This is a genomic window from Streptomyces sp. PL-29, assembly GCF_058344425.1.
Genome location: NZ_CP136996.1, coordinates 5670051 through 5686786, shown reverse-complemented (window position 1 = coordinate 5686786; position 16736 = coordinate 5670051). Strand labels below are relative to the sequence as shown.

The 16736-nt window shown below is 72.9% G+C and carries 14 protein-coding genes; 7 read left to right on the top strand and 7 right to left on the bottom strand.

Features of this window, described 5'->3' with window-relative positions; all coding sequences use genetic code 11:
* Positions 1-2: 2 nt before the first annotated feature.
* On the bottom strand, positions 3-602 hold the full coding sequence (locus R4Z63_RS26130) for a (2Fe-2S)-binding protein (protein ID WP_384455398.1): 600 nt from the start codon (positions 600-602) through the stop codon (positions 3-5).
* 2 nt (positions 603-604) lie between these two features.
* Positions 605-1498 (bottom strand): FAD binding domain-containing protein, encoded by an 894-nt coding sequence (locus R4Z63_RS26125; RefSeq protein ID WP_037915483.1) that lies wholly within the window; start codon positions 1496-1498, stop codon positions 605-607.
* Positions 1499-1751: 253 nt separating this feature from the next.
* On the opposite strand from R4Z63_RS26125, the gene R4Z63_RS26120 reads away from it, so the two are divergent.
* Positions 1752-3431 (top strand): PucR family transcriptional regulator, encoded by a 1680-nt coding sequence (locus tag R4Z63_RS26120; RefSeq protein ID WP_037915480.1) that lies wholly within the window; start codon positions 1752-1754, stop codon positions 3429-3431.
* 165 nt (positions 3432-3596) lie between these two features.
* Positions 3597-4382, top strand: a complete 786-nt coding sequence (locus R4Z63_RS26115; RefSeq protein ID WP_037915477.1) for a hypothetical protein — start codon at positions 3597-3599, stop codon at positions 4380-4382.
* A 68-nt stretch (positions 4383-4450) separates the two neighbouring features.
* Here the strand turns inward: R4Z63_RS26115 and R4Z63_RS26110 are convergent, their stop codons facing one another.
* Positions 4451-5110 (bottom strand): GntR family transcriptional regulator, encoded by a 660-nt coding sequence (locus R4Z63_RS26110; protein WP_052029999.1) that lies wholly within the window; start codon positions 5108-5110, stop codon positions 4451-4453.
* A gap of 131 nt (positions 5111-5241) precedes the next feature.
* Here R4Z63_RS26110 and R4Z63_RS26105 point away from each other — a divergent pair, with 131 nt between their 5' ends.
* Together R4Z63_RS26105 and R4Z63_RS26100 are read left to right on the top strand one after the other, a co-directional pair.
* Complete coding sequence (locus R4Z63_RS26105) at positions 5242-6102, top strand: (2Fe-2S)-binding protein (protein WP_384455405.1); 861 nt, start codon at positions 5242-5244, stop codon at positions 6100-6102.
* Between the two features lie 288 nt (positions 6103-6390).
* On the top strand, positions 6391-7449 hold the full coding sequence (locus tag R4Z63_RS26100; RefSeq protein WP_037915469.1) for a DUF2637 domain-containing protein: 1059 nt from the start codon (positions 6391-6393) through the stop codon (positions 7447-7449).
* Positions 7450-7496: 47 nt separating this feature from the next.
* Here R4Z63_RS26100 and R4Z63_RS26095 read toward each other — a convergent pair whose 3' ends face one another.
* From R4Z63_RS26095 to R4Z63_RS26085, 3 genes are all read right to left on the bottom strand, one after another.
* The gene (locus tag R4Z63_RS26095) at positions 7497-7910 is read right to left on the bottom strand and encodes an ATP-binding protein (RefSeq protein ID WP_384455414.1); all 414 of its coding nucleotides are present in this window, start codon (positions 7908-7910) and stop codon (positions 7497-7499) included.
* A gap of 175 nt (positions 7911-8085) precedes the next feature.
* Complete coding sequence (locus tag R4Z63_RS26090) at positions 8086-9828, bottom strand: pyruvate dehydrogenase (protein ID WP_384455408.1); 1743 nt, start codon at positions 9826-9828, stop codon at positions 8086-8088.
* A gap of 28 nt (positions 9829-9856) precedes the next feature.
* Positions 9857-11638 carry a protein phosphatase 2C domain-containing protein gene (locus R4Z63_RS26085; protein WP_491522600.1) on the bottom strand — a complete coding sequence of 594 codons (1782 nt, stop codon included), beginning with the start codon at positions 11636-11638 and terminating at the stop codon, positions 9857-9859.
* A gap of 384 nt (positions 11639-12022) precedes the next feature.
* Here R4Z63_RS26085 and R4Z63_RS26080 point away from each other — a divergent pair, with 384 nt between their 5' ends.
* Entirely contained in the window at positions 12023-13000 is a 978-nt protein-coding gene (locus R4Z63_RS26080; protein WP_384451347.1) for a helix-turn-helix domain-containing protein, read from the top strand.
* 24 nt (positions 13001-13024) lie between these two features.
* A complete protein-coding gene (locus R4Z63_RS26075; protein ID WP_037915460.1) occupies positions 13025-13507 on the top strand; it encodes a DUF456 domain-containing protein in 483 nt (160 codons plus the stop codon).
* A gap of 99 nt (positions 13508-13606) precedes the next feature.
* On the opposite strand, the gene rsgA is transcribed toward R4Z63_RS26075, so the two are convergent.
* The gene (gene rsgA / locus R4Z63_RS26070) at positions 13607-14773 is read right to left on the bottom strand and encodes a ribosome small subunit-dependent GTPase A (RefSeq protein WP_384451240.1); all 1167 of its coding nucleotides are present in this window, start codon (positions 14771-14773) and stop codon (positions 13607-13609) included.
* A 553-nt stretch (positions 14774-15326) separates the two neighbouring features.
* On the opposite strand from rsgA, the gene R4Z63_RS26065 reads away from it, so the two are divergent.
* The gene (locus tag R4Z63_RS26065) at positions 15327-16649 is read left to right on the top strand and encodes a chymotrypsin family serine protease (protein ID WP_157840140.1); all 1323 of its coding nucleotides are present in this window, start codon (positions 15327-15329) and stop codon (positions 16647-16649) included.
* The last annotated feature ends 87 nt before the right edge of the window (positions 16650-16736 follow it).

Below are 16736 nucleotides of genomic sequence, written 5' to 3'. Positions count from 1 at the left end.
GATCAGACCGCCTCTCCCTGACGGGCGGCCGCGAGGCGGACCGCGTCGAGGATCTTCTCGTAGCCCGTGCAGCGGCAGAGGTTGCCGGACAGGGCCTCACGGATGTCCTGGTCGGACGGGTCGGCGTTCTGCTCCAGGAGGGCGTCGGCCTGGACCAGCAGACCCGGGGTGCAGAAGCCGCACTGGACGGCGCCGGCGTCGATGAACGCCTGCTGGATGCTGGAGAGCTCGACGCCCTCACCGGTCTGCGAGTCGGTGCCCTTGGCGGACCACTGCTTGGCCTCGTCCGTGGACACGCCCTTGCCGCCGCCGCACGCGCCGGTGCCGCAGCCGTGGCCGTGCTCCTCGCGCTGCTTGGCGAAATCGGCCAGACCCTCGACGGTCACGACGTCGCGGCCCTCGACCTGGCCGGCGGCCACCAGACAGGAACAGACCGGCACGCCGTCGAGGCGCACCGTGCACGAACCGCACTCGCCCTGCTCGCAGGCGTTCTTGGAGCCGGGAAGACCCAGGCGCTCACGCAGCACGTAGAGAAGGGACTCGCCCTCCCAGACGTCGTCGGCTTCCTGCGGACGACCGTTGACGGTGAAATTGACGCGCATGATTACGCAGCCCCTTCAAGCGAGCGGCCGTTCGTGCCGCGGTACTGCTCCCAGGTCCAGACGAGCTGGCGGCGAGCGAGGATGCCGACCGCGTGACGGCGGTACTTCGCCGTGCCACGGACGTCGTCGATCGGGTTGCACGCCGCGGAGGCGAGCTCACCGAACTGCTTGGCGATCGACGGGGTGATGACCTTGCCGTTGTCCCAGAAACCGCCCTCTTCGAGCGCGGCGTCGAGGAACTCCTCGGCGGCCTTGGCCCGGACCGGGGTCGGGGCGGCCGAACCGATGCCCGTACGCACGGTGCGGGTGTCGGCATGCAGGGCGAGGCCGAAACCGCACACCGCGATGACCATCGCGTTGCGGGTGCCGACCTTCGAGTACTGCTGGGGGCCCGTGGCGTTCTTGATGTGGACCGTCTTGATGAGCTCGTCGGCGGCCAGCGCATTGCGCTTGACGCCGGTGTAGAACTCGTCGATCGGGATCATGCGCGAGCCGCGTACGGACTCGACCTCGACCTCGCAGCCGGCGGCCAGCAGGGCGGGGTGGGAGTCACCGGCGGGCGAGGCGCAGCCGAGGTTGCCGCCGACACCACCGCGGTTGCGGATCTGCGGGGACGCGACCGTGTGCGAGGCGAGCGCGAGACCCGGCAGGGTGGGCCGCAGGTTCTCCATGATCTGGGTGTACGGGACGGAGGCGCCGAGCGTGGTGACCTCCTCGCCTACCTCCCACTCCCGCAGCAGCTCGATGCGGTTGAGGTCAAGGAGGTACTCCGGACGGCGGTGGTCGAAGTTGATCTCGACCATGATGTCGGTGCCACCCGCAATCGGCACAGCTGTGGGGTACTCGGCCTTAGCGGCGAGCGCCTCCTCCCAGCTGGCGGGGCGAAGGAAGTCCATGTCGGCTCTCTTCTTCTTAATCGGGTCGTTCACTTCAAGCCAGGAGGCCCAATGGCCCTCGACTGGTCGTTCACGTGCTGTTAACGCGGTGTGGACTCAGTACACAAGCCGCCCGTCCCCCGGGTGCAGTCACCGAAACCATGAAGGAGTTGGCTGACGGCCTCCCTCGTCTTGTAGATTCGTATGAAAGGCAGGATGCGACGACCTGCCCGATTTCCAACGGCAACATTCGAGACAGATCGGCGGCGACATCATGCGGCTGCGCGCACTGCTGGAGACCGAGGCGCTGGGGCTGCGGCTGCTCGGCGGCGAGGACGAACTCGACCGTACGGTCCGCGGGGTCATGACGACCGACCTGCGTGATCCCAGCCGGTACCTGTCCGGGGGCGAACTGGTCCTCACCGGCCTGGCGTGGCGGCGAAATTCGGCCGACTCCGAGCCGTTCGTACGAATCCTCGCGGGCGCCGGCGTCGCGGGGCTGGCGGCGGGCGAGGCGGAGCTGGGCGACATCCCGGACGATCTCGTTTCGGCCTGTGTGCGCAACCGGCTGCCGCTGTTCGCAGTGAACGAGGACGTTGCATTCGCCACGATCACGGAATACGTCGTGCGGCAGGTCTCGGGCGAGCGTGCCGGGGACCTGGCGGCCGTCGTGGACCGCCACCGCCGCCTGATGACATCGGGTCCGGCAGGAGGCGGACCCGATGTGGTGCTGGATCTCCTCACCACCGACCTCGACCTCCGGGCCTGGGTCCTGTCCCCCACCGGCCGGCAGATCGCCGGAGCGGGAGAGCCGCTGGCGCCGGGCATCTGCGCAGCGCTGGCGGGCGAGCACCTCGCGGCGGTCCGGACGGGCCGCAGGGGACCGCACCGGATCTCCATCCAGGGTATTACCTACTCGCTCTTCCCGATCAGGGGACACGGCCGCGGCGCGGCCGGCCCGGCCGCCCGCGACGTGCGCGAGACCGTGCTGTCCGACTGGCTGCTGGCCGTCGAGGCGGACGCCGGCGACTGGCCGGCCGAGCGCCTGGACCTGCTGCAGGGCGTCACCCAGCTGATCGCCGTGGAACGCGACCGGCGCGACGCCGCCCGGACCGTGCGCCGCCGCCTCGCGCAGGAGGTCCTGGAGCTGGTCCAGACGGGTGCCGCGCCCGCCGAGATCGCCGCCCGTCTGCGGGTCGCGGCCCCGGTGCTGCTGCCCGGGCTGGGTGCCGCACCGCACTGGCAGGTCGTGGTGGCCCGGGTGGACTGGGACAGTGGGGACATCCCCGGCGGCCCGGTCGCCCAGTCGCTCCTGGAGGAGATCCTCGTCGACCCCTCGGTCTCGGGCCCGGAGCCTTCCGACCGGATCGCGGTGGCCCACGCGGGTGACGAGGCCATCGCGCTGGTGCCGCTGCCGTCGCTGTCCGGGGATGCCGGTGAGGACAAGGGACCGGATTCGGCCCTGCACGCCGACGAGCTGCTGGCGACCGTACGGGACCCCCTGGCGGCCGGCCTGGCCGACGACGGCCGGCTCACGCTGGGCGTCAGCGCGGCCGTGCACTCCGCCGAAGGGCTGCGCGGGGCGCTGGAGGAGGCCCGGCACGCCCGCCGGGTCGCGGCGGCCCGGCCGGGCCGGGTCTGCGCGGCGGGCCACCACGAGCTCGCCTCGCACGTGCTGCTGCTGCCGTTCGTGCCGGACGACGTGCGCCGCGCCTTCACCGCCCGACTGCTGGACCCGCTACGCGACTACGACCGGCGCCACCGGGCGGAGCTCATCCCGACCCTGGAGGCCTTCCTCGACTGCGACGGCTCCTGGACCCGCTGCGCGACCCGCCTGCACCTGCACGTCAACACGCTGCGCTACCGGGTCGGGCGAATCGAGCAGTTGACGGGGCGGGACCTCTCCCGGCTGGAGGACAAGCTCGATTTCTTCCTGGCACTGCGCATGAGCTGAGGAGATCCGCTCCGCCGCCCGCCGCGGCGCGGCGGGCGGCGCTGATGATCCGTCCGGACTTTGTGAAAGAGTTCACCCGACCCCTTGGCCGGAGCCCGCGATCCGTGCTCTCATTTCGCCCCAGGGCTCAACCATGTGCTGCTTGATTGCTTTGGGGAGGGCAATGTGGCGGACACCGCCATGTCGGGTGCCGGTTCCACCGGGGGGGACGACCCCCTCCAGCGGGCGATATGGCGGCTGCGTTCGCGCGGCTGTTGGACCGACGCGGCGGCGCTGCTGACGCCCCGCGTCGGCGGGGCGGGCCAGGCTGCCGCCGCCGTGCAGCGCACCGCGCTGCTGGTGGAGCGTTGTCTGTTCACGGGCCAGGGCTGGGCGGAGGCCGAGGACGCGCTCCGGGTCGCCGAGGCGGTCGCCCAGGACGACGACGACCGGGGCGCGGCGGCGTGCGAGCGGGGCCAGCTGGCCTACGCCGCGACCGTACTGGGCGTGCGCGACCGGGCCGACGAGGCCCGCTCCGCGCTGGGCCGGGCGGCCGCCCTGCTGTCACCGGGCTCCCGGACCCGTCCGCTGCTGGATTTCCGCCGCGGCCTGGTGGCCGAGCACCTCGCGGACGCCCCGCAGTCGGCGCGGCCGGCCTACCGGCGCGCCCACGCGGGGGCCGAGGCACACGGGGACACCCTGCTGCTGTCGTTCACCTTCCGACACCTGGCCGCGCTGGCCCTGCGGGACGGCGAGGTGGCCGAGGCCCGCGAGGGGTTCGCGGAGTCGCTGCGGATCCGGGAGGACCTGGGGTTCCTGATCGGCACGGCTCCGGCGCTGGCGGCGCTCGCCGAGGCCGAGCCGGAGCCGGAGGCCACCCGGCTGCGCGCGGAGGCCCGCCGGCTGTTCCACCTGCTGGGCGGCATCCCCACCTGGCTCGCGGACCAGCTGCACCCGGCGCCTGCGGTGTAGCCCGTCCGACCGCGCAGGCCGCCCGCCGGCCCGCGGTGCGGGGCGTCCGTACCGCGCCCGCCCAGGGGTCAGGCTCCGGCGAAGTGCTCCCGTACGAGGGATTCCACCACCGGGAGGTCACGGGCGATCAGGGCCTCCAGCAGGGCCGCGTGCTCGGCCGCGTCCGCGACGAGGTCGGCCTGCCGGACCCTCGGGGCGCCCGGTAGGGGCCACTGGGCCCGGCGGTGGAGTTCCTCCGCCACCTGCACCAGCTGGTCGTTGCCGGCCAGCCGGAGCACCGCCCGGTGGAAGGCCCGGTCCGCCTCCGCGTAACCCGGCACGTCGCCCCCGGCCGCCGCCTCGGCCGTGGCGGCGACGGCCGGGCGCAGGGCCTGCCAGGTGGCTTCGGGCACGGTGCGGGCCAGTCGCAGCATGACCGGGACTTCGAGCAGTGCCCGAACCTCGGCCAGTTCGGCGCGTTCCCGCGGGGTGCGCGACAGGACGCGGAAGCCCCGGTTCGGGAGGCATTCCACCGCTCCCTCGACGGCCAGCTGCTGCATCGCCTCGCGCACGGGGGTCGCGGAGACGCCGAAGCGCTCCCCCAGCGCCGGGCCGGAGTAGATCTCCCCCGGTACGAGCTCCCCGTCGACCAGGGCCGCGCGCAGGGCGTCGAGGACCTGCCCGCGCACCGAATGGCGCAGTACCTTCCGCTGTTGTGCCGGTACCCGGGGGTGGGCCGTTTCGCGCACGCGGTCCTCCTCATCCGGGTCTCGACCTGTCCCGAGAATAGGTGACGCACCGCGCGAGGGGCCGTTCGCACCCCCTCCAGTCAGGTAAGGTAAGGCTTACCTGTTAACGATCGTGTGATCGGTGGCCCGCCATGACCGTCCCGGCCCTCCCGGCGCCGACCCCCGCCCCGCCCGGCTCCGCGGTGGCGGACGCCTACGCCCGACTGGCCGACGTGTACGGCGGGCTGCGCGTCATCGAGCGGGCCGCGCACGAACCCTCCCCACGCGGTGCGGGGTGGGTCGGCGCGGACGAGCTCGCGGCCGGCGGGCCCACCCTGGACGCCTTCCTCGCCTGGGACGACACCCAGGTCCTGCGGGACTACGGGACCAGGGCGCGGCCCGATGTGATCGCGGGCTTCGGGCTGCACCGGTACGCGTGGCCGGCCTGCCTGCTGATCACCCTCCCGTGGCTCCTCCACCGGCGGGTCCCCCGACTCCCGGTGGCCGAGGTCTCCTTCCACCGGGCCCTCGGCCGGATGAGCGTGCACGTCGGGAGCTTCGCCTGCCTGCCGGACGACCCGGCCGCCGACCTCCCCGGGGCCCGGGTCGTGCCCGACGAGGAGGCGCTGCGCGCGGAGGTGCGGGCCGCGGTCGCCTTGCACCTCGAACCGCTGCTGGAGGGTTTCGGCCCGCGCCTGCGGCGCGGCCGGCGCGCCCTGTGGGGCATGGTGACCGACGAGGTCGTCGAAGGCCTCTGGTACGCCGGCCGCGTGCTCGGCGAGGAGAGCCGCGCGACGGCCGAACTGGAGGCACTCCTGCCGGGCTCGACGGCCCCGTACACCGGGGGCGCCGGATTCCGCACACTCCCGGGCCCCGACGGCGTCGAACTGCCCACCCGGGACCGGGCCAGTTGCTGCCTCTTCTACACGATCCGGCCGGAGGACACCTGCGTCACCTGCCCGCGCACCTGCGACGCCGACCGCATCACCCGCCTCACGGCCGAGGCCGCCTGACGCTCCGGACGCCGGGACGGCGGCCCACCGGGTCGCGCCCGGCGACAGGAGTGCGACAGTCGGCCCGACGAGCGGCGGCGACGAGGCCGACCCACCCGTAGAGGGGGCCACAATCGAACTCAACTCCACTCCTGCGGACGTCAGTTCGAGACACAACACCCTATCCGGCGGGCCCCGCCCCCCGTTGGCGTCCACTTGCCCCGAAACCCGCGTGCACGGCGCACCGGCTGCGCCACTATGGCGCCCGGAAAGCCGCACGACCGCATACGCGAGGCAAGGGACATCCGCATGAGACTGACCGACATATCGCTGGACTGGCTGCTGCCCGGCAGTCTGCTGATCCTGGGCGTGCTTGCGGCGGTTGCGGTCTTGGCGCGGGGAAAGCGCGAGAGCGAGAAGGCTGCGGCCGAGGACAGCTGGGAACGCAGCGAGGAGCGGCGGCGGCGCAAGGAAGCCGTCTACGGAACCGCCTCGTACGTGCTGCTCTTCTGCTGCGCGGCCGTGGCCGCCGCACTCTCCTTCCACGGGCTGGTCGGCTTCGGCCGGCAGAACCTCAACCTCTCCGGGGGCTGGGAGTACCTCGTGCCCTTCGGCCTCGACGGCGCCGCCATGTTCTGCTCGGTGCTCGCCGTCCGCGAAGCCAGCCACGGTGACGCGGCCCTCGGTTCACGCATGCTGGTCTGGCTGTTCGCGGGGGCGGCCGCCTGGTTCAACTGGGTGCACGCTCCGCGCGGGCTGGGCCACGACGGCGCTCCACAGTTCTTCGCGGGGATGTCGCTCTCGGCTGCCGTCCTCTTCGACCGCGCCCTCAAGCAGACCCGCCGGGCGGCGCTGCGCGAACAGGGCCTGATCCCGCGGCCGTTGCCACAGATCCGGATGGTCCGCTGGCTGCGGGCCCCCCGGGAGACCTTCGGCGCATGGTCCCTCATGCTGCTGGAGGGGGTGCGCACCCTCGACGAGGCCGTGGACGAGGTGCGCGAGGACAAGAAGGAGCGGGAGCAGGACCGGCACCGCAGGCGCGACCAGAACCGGCTCGACCGGGCGCGCATCAAGGCGCTGGGACGGCAGCACCGGGCGTTCGGGCGGTCCCGCGGCCGCCAGGTGGAGCTCCCGGAACTGACGCAGGGAGCGGGCTCCGCGCCGGTCGGCGCGGAGCCGGCCATACCGGAATCGGGACAGCTGCCGCTACGCCGCCGGCCCTCCCTGCAGGCCGTCAACCCCACCGAATCCCTTGATGGGACCGGGACCCGGATGGTGGACCTCACCGCCGAGGACGACACCCAGACGATCCCCCGGCTGGACTCGCTGGAGCGCAAACTGAAGGACCTGGAGCAGCAGTTCGGCTGAACCGGGCCCGGGCTCGGCCCCGGGGACAGCCCGCAGGACCCGCCCGTTCAGGCGGGTCCTGCGGCGTACGGGAGCTCGCGACGCAGGTCGAGCTCGAACCACACCACCTTGCCGCCGCCGAGGGCGAGCGGGTCCACGCCCCAGTCGTCGGCCAGCGCCTCCACCAGTACCAGTCCCCGGCCGTGCGTACCGTCGTCGGCGGTCGGTACGTACGGCCGGGGCCGGCGCACGGCGTAGTCGCGGACCTCCACCCGTAACCGCGTAGCCGTGAGGCTCGCGGACACCTCCGCACCCCGGTCGGTGTGGACGAGGGCGTTGGTGACGAGCTCCGTGATCAGCAGTTCGGCCACGGCCGTCGCCTCGTTCCCGCACCGGTGGCGCATCAGCTCCCTGAGGGACCGGCGGACCTCGCCCACCGCCTTCAGGTCCGCGCGGCGCACGCTCCGGCTGATGCGCAGCATGTCCCCCGCCGCCCCGCTCTCGGCGGTGGACGGCTCGCGCGGCCCCGGCGCCCCTCTGCTCCACAGCTTCCCCGTCTTCGCCCCCACCCGCACGGCGGTGTCCCTCCCGTGTCCACTGCTCTCGAACAGGTCTACGGGATGCATGCCCCCCGGGGGGATCCGCACTCCTTCGGGCTTACGGGCGGGGCACGTTGCGCAGGTTGGATCGAGCCATCTGGATCATTCGCCCCACCCCGCCGTCGAGCACGATCTTGCTGGCGGAGAGTGCGAATCCGGTCACCATCTCGGCGCTGATCTTCGGAGGAATCGACAGGGCCGCAGGGTCGGTCACCACGTCGACCAGAGCGGGTCCCGGATGCCGGAACGCGTCCTTCAAAGCACCGCTGAGCTGCTTGGGCTTCACCACGCGCACCCCGTAGGCGCCCGCCGCGCGGGCGATCGCGGCGAAGTCCGGGTTCTTGTTCCGCGTCCCGTAGGAGGGCAGGCCGGAAACCAGCATCTCCAACTCGACCATCCCGAGGGATGAGTTGTTGAAGAGCACCACTTTGACGGGGAGTTCGTACTGCACCAGGGTGAGGAAATCTCCCATCAGCATGGAGAAACCGCCGTCGCCGGACATCGACACCACTTGACGACTGCGGTCGGTGAACTGTGCGCCGATGGCCTGCGGGAGCGCGTTGGCCATCGAGCCGTGGCTGAAGGAACCGATGATGCGCCGCTTGCCGTTCGGGGAAAGATAGCGCGCCGCCCACACATTGCACATGCCCGTGTCGACCGTGAACACCGCGTCCTCGTCGGCCAGTTCGTCGAGCACCGAGGCCACGTACTCCGGGTGGATCGGCGTGTGCTTCTCGACCTTGCGGGTGTAGGCCTTCACCACCCCCTCCAGGGCGTCTGCATGCTTCGTCAGCATCCGGTCCAGGAAGCGGCGGTCCGTCTTCGCCTTCACCCGCGCGTTCAAGACGCGCAGGGTCTCGCGCACGTCTCCCCACACGGCGAGATCCAGCTGGGAACGCCGTCCGAGGTGCTCGGGGCGGATGTCGACCTGGACGATCTTCACGTCGTCGGGCAGGAAGGAGTTGTACGGGAAGTCCGTGCCGAGCAGGATCAGCAGGTCGCACTCGTGGGTGGCCTCGTAGGCCGCGCCGTAGCCGAGCAGCCCGCTCATCCCGACGTCGTAGGGGTTGTCGTACTGGATCCATTCCTTGCCGCGCAGCGCGTGCCCGACGGGGGCCTTGACCCGGCCGGCGAACTCCATCACCTCGGCGTGCGCCCCGGCCGTGCCGCTGCCGCAGAACAGCGTGACCCGCTGAGCCTCGTCGACGAGTCGGACCAACTTCTCGATCTCGTCGTCGCCGGGCCGTACGGTGGGCCTGGCGGTGACGAGGGCGTGCTCCACCGCCCTGTCCGGGGCGGGTCGGGCGGCGATGTCCCCGGGAAGCGCGACCACGCTGACCCCGCTGCGGCCGATGGCGTGCTGCACGGCGCTCTGCAGCAGCCGGGGCATCTGCTGCGGGTTGGAGATCAGCTCGCTGTAGTGGCTGCACTCGCGGAAGAGCTGGTCGGGGTGGGTCTCCTGGAAATAGCCCAGGCCGATCTCGCCGGAGGGGATGTGCGAGGCCAGCGCGAGGACCGGTGCCATCGAGCGCTGGGCGTCGTACAGCCCGTTGATCAGGTGCAGGTTTCCCGGGCCGCAGGAGCCGGCGCAGGCGGCGAGGCGGCCGGTGATCTGGGCCTCGGCACCTGCCGCGAAGGCTGCGGTCTCCTCGTGGCGGACCTGGATCCACTCGATGCCGTCCGTCCGGCGGATCGCGTCCACCACGGGATTGAGGCTGTCGCCGACGACTCCGTACATCCGCCGCACCCCGGCGCGCACCAGGATGCCGACGAACTGCTCCGCCACGTTCTGCTTGGCCATGCCTCCCATCCAGCCATGCCCGCGCCGGTTACGCCTCCCAGACGGCGGCAGCCGTGCGGTCGTCGGCGTACCCCTTGAGGCGAAGCTGGGTGTCGGCGAGGAAGGCAGCCAGGCCGGGAGGCTCCGGTTCGGCCCAGCGGGCGGCGAGCTCCGCCCGGAGGGCGGCCTCCTCCCGCATCGGCTCCGCCAGGCCGCCCGAGCACAGCAGCAGGGTGTCCCCCGGCCGGGCCACAGACGCCCGGAACCGGAAGGCGCTGCCGGGCTCGTCCGCCGCGTCCGCCGGCTCGGTGGCGTCGGCCGCGGGGGCAGGCACGGGTGCGGCAGGCCCGGTGGGCTCCAGGTCCTCCCATTGGCCCGAACGGAGGCGGAACAGTCCGCCCGCGCCGGCGCCGAAGCACACCCGGGTGCGGCATTCGGGATCCACCGGGAGCAGCAGCCCGCGCAGTCCCGCCGTGTACTGCTCCTCCGCGAGCCCCAGCTCGGCGGCGCGGACCCGCAGGCGTCCGTAGCCACGGTCGGTGAGCCGCTGCAGGCCCGAGCGCAGCGCGTCGCGGCGACCGGCCCGGATGTCGTCGGCCAGCCGGCCCTGGCTGCGGCCGACGGCCGCGGCGACCGTGCGGCACAGTTCGGCGGCGGCCTCCGCGGCGCCCGGAGCGGCCCGGTCGCCGCCGGCCAGAGCCACCAGCACCAGGGCGTCGTCGCCGCTTCCGAAGCGGGCGGTGAGCAGGAAGTCCCGACGGGTCTCGCCCCGGTAGCGGGCGGAATCGCCGCGCAGGGAGGCGGCCCGGAGGGTGTGGGCGCCGTAACGGGCGCCCTCCAGAACGGTGTCCGGGACCAGCGCGTCGAGTGCGGCCGGATCCGCAGGCGGGAGCGGGCCCGGCTCGGCGGCGTAGGTGGGGGCGCGGTCGCCGATGTGGCGCACTTCGGGCCGCTGCCGCGGCGCGGCCGCCTCCGCGACGGGCGGGGCGGCGGGTTCGGGCGGGGCCCCGGGCTGCGGCACCTCCCTGGTGCGGTCCTCCCGGCGCGGTGCCCCGGCCGGCCGGGTGGGCAGCTCCGGGCCGGGCGCCGGCGGGACCTCGACGCCCCCGAGGGCGTAGCCGGTGGCTCCGCCGGTACGCGGATCGCGCGGCTGGGCCCCGTGCCAGGGCGGGGCCGGGGGCGGCGGCGCGGCGTACCGCTCTCCGGGCGGGGCAGCGGCGTCCGCGGCGGGCGCCCCGGCCGGAGCGTCGGGAGTCGCGGCCGGAGCCGGCGGCCGGCCGTACGTCCGGCCGGGCAGCGGCACCTGCACCGCCGGCTGGTCGAGTGCGGGGCCGACGGGCCGCGGCGGGACCTGCCGCTCGCCGGGCGGGGCCGCTTCCGGGGCGGGTGGCACGGCTGGTCGCGCCGGCGGCCCGGCCGGTGCGTCACCGGCCGCCGGCGCGGCAGGCGTCGGCGGCGGTACGGACCGCTCGCCGGGCGGGGCGGCCACGGGCGCGGGCCGGGCGTCGGGGGCCGGACGCGGCGGCGGGACCGGCCCTGCCGTCGGGGGCCGGGCGGGTTCCCGACGGAGGCCGTCCGGCAGTGGCGGCCGCACGGGTGGGCCGGTGTCCGGTTCGGTCCGCGGGGACGGCAGGGACCCGCGCCCCTGCCCGAGCCCGGCATCACGTACCGGCTCCGGCGGCGCGGGAGGCGATGCCCCGACCGGGTCGCCCGTGACACCGGCCGCCGACCGGAACCGGTGGTCGAGGGTGTCCCCCGGGTCGGGTGCCGGGCCCGTGTCCGGGTCCTCGTAGAGCTTCTGCCACCAGTCGTCCGCGCCCTGCTGACTCATGCCCTCATTCTCGGCCCGCGGTGGGGGCCGAAAACGCCGAATGCACGAAAAGGGCCGCCCGGCCCGCGGCCCGGTGGTCCCCTCCCGTCCCACCCGTACGGATCAGCGCGGGTCGCACATCCGCACGACCTCCCGAGTGGCCACCCCGGCGGCCGGGGCGTGGACGCCCGCCCGGTCCGGGCACACCGCTCCCCTCGGGCGAATTCCGGCCAACCACTGCATTGCACGGCAAGCTGCCGCGTAAATGGCGTCTGATCGAAGGATGTTGGTGCTGTGGTGGCGCAACCTTGGCAGAGGGGAGGGGGATGCGGCGATGATGTCGGCGGCGGGTTCGCGCCGTGGCCGCTTCCCGCCAGGCGCGGTGTCGAAAGGGTGGTGGACGGGTTGCTGGGTGCCATAGGCCTGGACGAGGGCCAGGAGTCTGCGTACCGCGTGCTGGTGGCGCTGGGCGCGGCCGAGGTCCCCGACCTCGCGCACCGGCTGACCCTGCCGGTGCCGCAGACCGAACGGGCCCTGCGCCATCTGGAGCGGCACGGGCTGGCCGCCCGGTCCTCGGCCCGGCCGGGGCGCTGGGTCGCGGCCCCGCCGGGGGTCGCGCTCGGGGCCCTGCTGACCCGGCAGCGGCACGAGCTGGAGCAGGCCGAGACGGCGGCGGCGCGGCTGGCGGAAGAGTACCGGGCGGAGGCGTCCGAACCGTCCGTGCACGACCTCGTGGAGCTGGTGCAGGGCGCGAGCGCGGTGGCGCACCGCTTCCACCAGCTCCGGCTGGGCGCGGAGAAGGAGGTGTGCGCCCTGGTCGGCGGAGGCTCCCCGGTGCCGACCGGACCGGACGGCGAGGCGGAGGGCCGCGGCTCGGCGGGCGGTGTCGGCCACCGGGTGGTGATCGAGCGGGAGGTGCTGGCCCTGCCGGGCGGAATCCGGGAGGTCTCCTCGGCGCTGGCCCGGGGCGAGCAAGTCCGGGTGGCGGCGGAGGTCCCGACGAAGCTGGTGATCGCGGACCGGACCCGTGCCATCGTCCCGCTGACGGGGCGCGGCGCGGAGCCGGCGGCGCTGGTGGTGCACCCGTCCGGGCTCCTGGAGTCGCTGACGGGCCTGTTCGAGGCGGTGTGGCGGGAGTCGCTGCCGCTGCGGCTGGGCACGGCCGGTTCGCCGGAGGAGTTCGGGACGGTACCGGACGCCACGGATCTGGAGATCCTCTCGCTGCTGCTGGCGGGTATGACGGACGCGAGCGCGGCCAAGCACTTGGAGCTCGGCCTGCGGACGGTACAGCGGCGGGTCAAGGGGCTCATGGAGGCGGCCGGGGTGACGACCCGGCTGCAGCTCGGCTGGCACGCGTACGAGCGTGGCTGGGTGGCCCGGTAGCCTGCGGTCGGGCACGCTGGGCGGGTGGACGTGCCGCAGCTGCTCCTGGTGGGTCTGGTGTTGCTGCTCGGGCTCGTCGGGGTGCTGGTGCCCGGGGTGCCCGGGACCTGGTTGGTGTGGGCGGGGCTGATGTGGTGGGCCCTGCACGAGCGGTCAGTGCTGGCGTGGTCCCTACTGGTCGCGGCGACGGCACTGCTGCTGGTGGTCCAGGTGGTGAAGTGGCAGCTGCCGCCCCGGCGGACGCACGGGCTGCCGGCCACCCCCCGGACGGCGGCCTTCGCCGGTGCCGGCGCGCTGCTGGGCTTCGTACTGGTTCCCGTGGTGGGGGCCGTCCCGGGATTCATGGGCGGCATCTACCTCTGCGAGCGGTTGCGCCTGGGCGGGCACGGCGAGGCCTGGGCGTCGACGCGGGCGGTGATGCGGGCGGTGGGCACGAGCGTGCTGGTGGAACTGTTCGGGTGCCTGTTGGTGGTGGGGGCATGGGTCGGCGCGGTGGCCGCGGAGTAGGACGCGGCCGGACCGCCCGTCCGGGCACCAGGGCACTCGAACCGCCCGGCCGGGAAGACGGGAGCCCCGGGCCGGTCGACCCGGGGCGGGGTGGGCGGGTCAGGCGCGGCCGCCACGCTTGGCAGCGTAATTCGCCCGGCCCTCTGCCGACTTCAGCCGCCAGTCGCGGCGGATCTCCGACCGGAGCCGGGCGTCCGTCTTGGCCACGATCCGCTGGTTCTCGCGCAGGAGCTTGCGGTAACTCTCCAGACGCCGTTCCGGCAGGACCCCCGACTCCAGCGCGGCGAGCACCGCGCACCCCGGCTCCGCCTCGTGGGCGCAGTCGTGGAAGCGGCATTCGGCGGCGTAGTCCTCGATCTCGGAGAAGACCTGCCCCACGCCCGCCTCCGCGTCGAAGAGCCCGACGCCGCGCAGGCCCGGGGTGTCGATGAGGACCCCTCCGCCGGGCAGGAGGAGGAGGTTGCGGGTGGTCGTGGTGTGGCGGCCCTTGCCGTCGGCGTCGCGGGTGGCTTGGACCTCCATGGCGTCCGCGCCGAGCAGCGCGTTCGCCAGGGTGGACTTGCCCGCGCCGGAGACGCCCAGCAGGACGCTCGTACCGTCGGCGACGATCGCACCGAGGACGTCGGTGCCCTCCCCGGTGCGGGAGGAGACCGTGAGGACCGGGACGCCTGGGGCGGTGGTCTCCACGTCCTGAACCAGGTGGCCGAGGGTGACCGGGTCCGGGACCAGGTCCGCCTTGGTGAGGACGACCAGCGGCTGCGCCCCCGACTCCGAGGAGTCGGCCGGTGTACGCAGCAGTGCCGCACCGCTCGAACTGGCCATCGCGAGCGCAAGGAACCGTTCGATCCGCCCGAGGTCGAGTTCGACCGCGAGCGACACACAGATGACGATGTGATCGATGTTGGTGGCCAGCACCTGACCTTCGGAACGCTTGGACGACGTCGACCGGACGAACGCGGTCCGCCGAGGCAGGATGGTCCGCGCGTACCGCGGATCACTGCCCTCGGGATCGACGGCGACCCAGTCCCCCGTGCACACGACCTTCATCGGGTCATGGGGAACGACGAAAGCGGTGTCGGCACGGACGACGCCGTCAGGGGTGGCCACATCACACTGACCGCGATCGACCCGGACGACCCGGCCCGGGACCAGGCCCTGGGATGCGTACGGGGCGAACTCGGCCTCCCAGCCACCGTCCCAGCCGTAGGCGGCGAGCGGGTGCTGGATCGCGGAAGAGGAAAACGGGTGGAGCGGAGCGTTGGACAAGGGGAACCCTTCGAAGGGTGGCCCCGGCGGCGCGCTCCGAGCGCGCGGATCGTGTGGGTGTCAGCCGGAGACCACAGGGGTGGGAACGATGAACTCCTGAATGCGGGCAGAGCCCGTCACCGTGACAGTCATCAATGTCCTCACCTCCTGCTTCTTCTCAACGAATCCATACGGTGTCCTCGGCAACGACCCAGCCGCGCCGTGGAACGAGCAGAACCATAGCCCCACCCCCGGACACGGCACCACCGATTAAATCCTGGGCCCACCTGCACCACGCCGACAGCGGGCGGACCAGCGTCACGCCGCATGTCGTACAGCGTCCTGCGCGAGAACTCCTCGGTTCGTAGCGCAGTACACCCACGCCCGGAGCGGTCGCAGTATCCCGGTCGACGGCCCCCATCCGCAGCGTGGATTCACAGAAGCAGCCGCACAACTAGCCTTACTGGCAGGCGAGTTGCTAGCACAATTGACATGTCCCTGAAAGCTAGAGGTGTGTAGGGTGCATGGCGTTCGAATGAGATCACTTGTTCGACGTCAACGGGGAGGTACTTTCGTGAAGCTCAGAGGGGGGACCCTCGCGGTGGGGGCGGCCGTTCTGGCGCTGAGTCTGGGGCTTGCCCCCGCCTCGGCGTTCGGGGTGGACTCCGCGCCTCAGCAGGAGAACGCGGCGGCCCAGGCCGTGAACGACCCGTACGTGCCGAAGGGCAGGGCCGGCTGGACCGTCAAGCCCGGCCCTGAGCCGGTCGGCCTCGACGCCGCCTCGCCGACCGAGGATGTCATGCCCGTCGTGGCTGACCGTATCTACGAACTGGGTGCGGAGCGTGGATTCACGCGTCAGCAGACGGACTACAAGAATCGGTCGATCACGGTGCTCTGGAAGGGCACTCCGCCGGCCGATGTGACTGCCTACGCGGCCAGCAAGCCGCTCGGCGTGACCGTCGAACTCACCGGGGGAGCCAAGTACTCGCGCGCCGAGGCCGAGGCGGCGCGCACGCGCATCCTGAACAGCCCGGCAAGCGCCCGCCTGGGGATCACCTGGAGTGATCTCAACGACGACGGCAGCGGGGTCACGGTCGGCATCGCCTCAAGTCCGCGCAGTGCAGTCGCCCAGGAACGGCTGGCCGAGCTGCGTGAGACCGCCCGGATCCCGGACGTTGCGCTCAAGCTCGGTGTGGAGCCGGCCGTCGGCTACTCGCGGGGCAATGACGCCCCGCCGTGGAAGGGTGGCATCCGAACCCGTCACCCCGGGGGAAGCTGTTCCAGCGGGTTCGCCGTGCTGGCCGGCTCCGCCGGACGGTTGATCAGCGCGGGACACTGCGACCGCACCGGCAACGGAGCCGTCTATGACGGTGCCGGGCAGCTCATCGCCCCCGGCGGCTCCTCCGTGGCATACAGCCCGGGCATCGATTCCCTGCTGATCGACCCGTCGAACTCCCCCGCCACCACTCCGAGCATCTTCCGCGGCGGATACGCGAGCACCTCCACTTCGGTGGTGAAGAACTGGTACTCGAACTGGCCCGGAGACCCGGTGTGTTCCTCGGGCGCGAGCACGGGTGAGCACTGCGGCACGGTCTACGACGACGGCGACGTCGTCACACTCTACGGAGCGAACGTCGGCGTGATCCAGGTCGCGGCTCCGTCCGGACAGATCATGGGCGGCCAGGGCGACAGTGGCGCACCGATGTTCAAGAAGGTCACCGGTGGGGTACAGGCCCGAGGGATTCTGCTGGGCCCGGACCTTACCGCCGGCTCCTCGACGTACTCGTGCGGTTCCACCGACCCGAACGTCGGTTTGATCCAGTGTTCGCGCTGGATCAACTATGTGCCCATCAGCACCATCCTGAACACCTGGGGCGTCTCCCTCGAAACCGGGTGAAAATCCCCGACCTCTGGCCGGCAGCCGCACCAGCGGCCCGCACCGTTCGTCTCGGCGACGGTGCGGGCCGTGTCCCCTTGCACACGT

Excerpts from the sequence above, each read along its gene's own strand:
- R4Z63_RS26130 (WP_384455398.1), bottom strand. The coding sequence starts at position 602 with ATGCGCGTCAATTTCACCGTCAACGGTCGTCCGCAGGAAGCCGACGAC.
- R4Z63_RS26125 (WP_037915483.1), bottom strand. The coding sequence starts at position 1,498 with ATGGACTTCCTTCGCCCCGCCAGCTGGGAGGAGGCGCTCGCCGCTAAG.
- R4Z63_RS26120 (WP_037915480.1), top strand. The coding sequence starts at position 1,752 with ATGCGGCTGCGCGCACTGCTGGAGACCGAGGCGCTGGGGCTGCGGCTG.
- R4Z63_RS26105 (WP_384455405.1), top strand. The coding sequence starts at position 5,242 with ATGACCGTCCCGGCCCTCCCGGCGCCGACCCCCGCCCCGCCCGGCTCC.
- R4Z63_RS26100 (WP_037915469.1), top strand. The coding sequence starts at position 6,391 with ATGAGACTGACCGACATATCGCTGGACTGGCTGCTGCCCGGCAGTCTG.
- R4Z63_RS26095 (WP_384455414.1), bottom strand. The coding sequence starts at position 7,910 with ATGCTGCGCATCAGCCGGAGCGTGCGCCGCGCGGACCTGAAGGCGGTG.
- R4Z63_RS26090 (WP_384455408.1), bottom strand. The coding sequence starts at position 9,828 with ATGGCCAAGCAGAACGTGGCGGAGCAGTTCGTCGGCATCCTGGTGCGC.
- R4Z63_RS26085 (WP_491522600.1), bottom strand. The coding sequence starts at position 11,638 with ATGAGTCAGCAGGGCGCGGACGACTGGTGGCAGAAGCTCTACGAGGAC.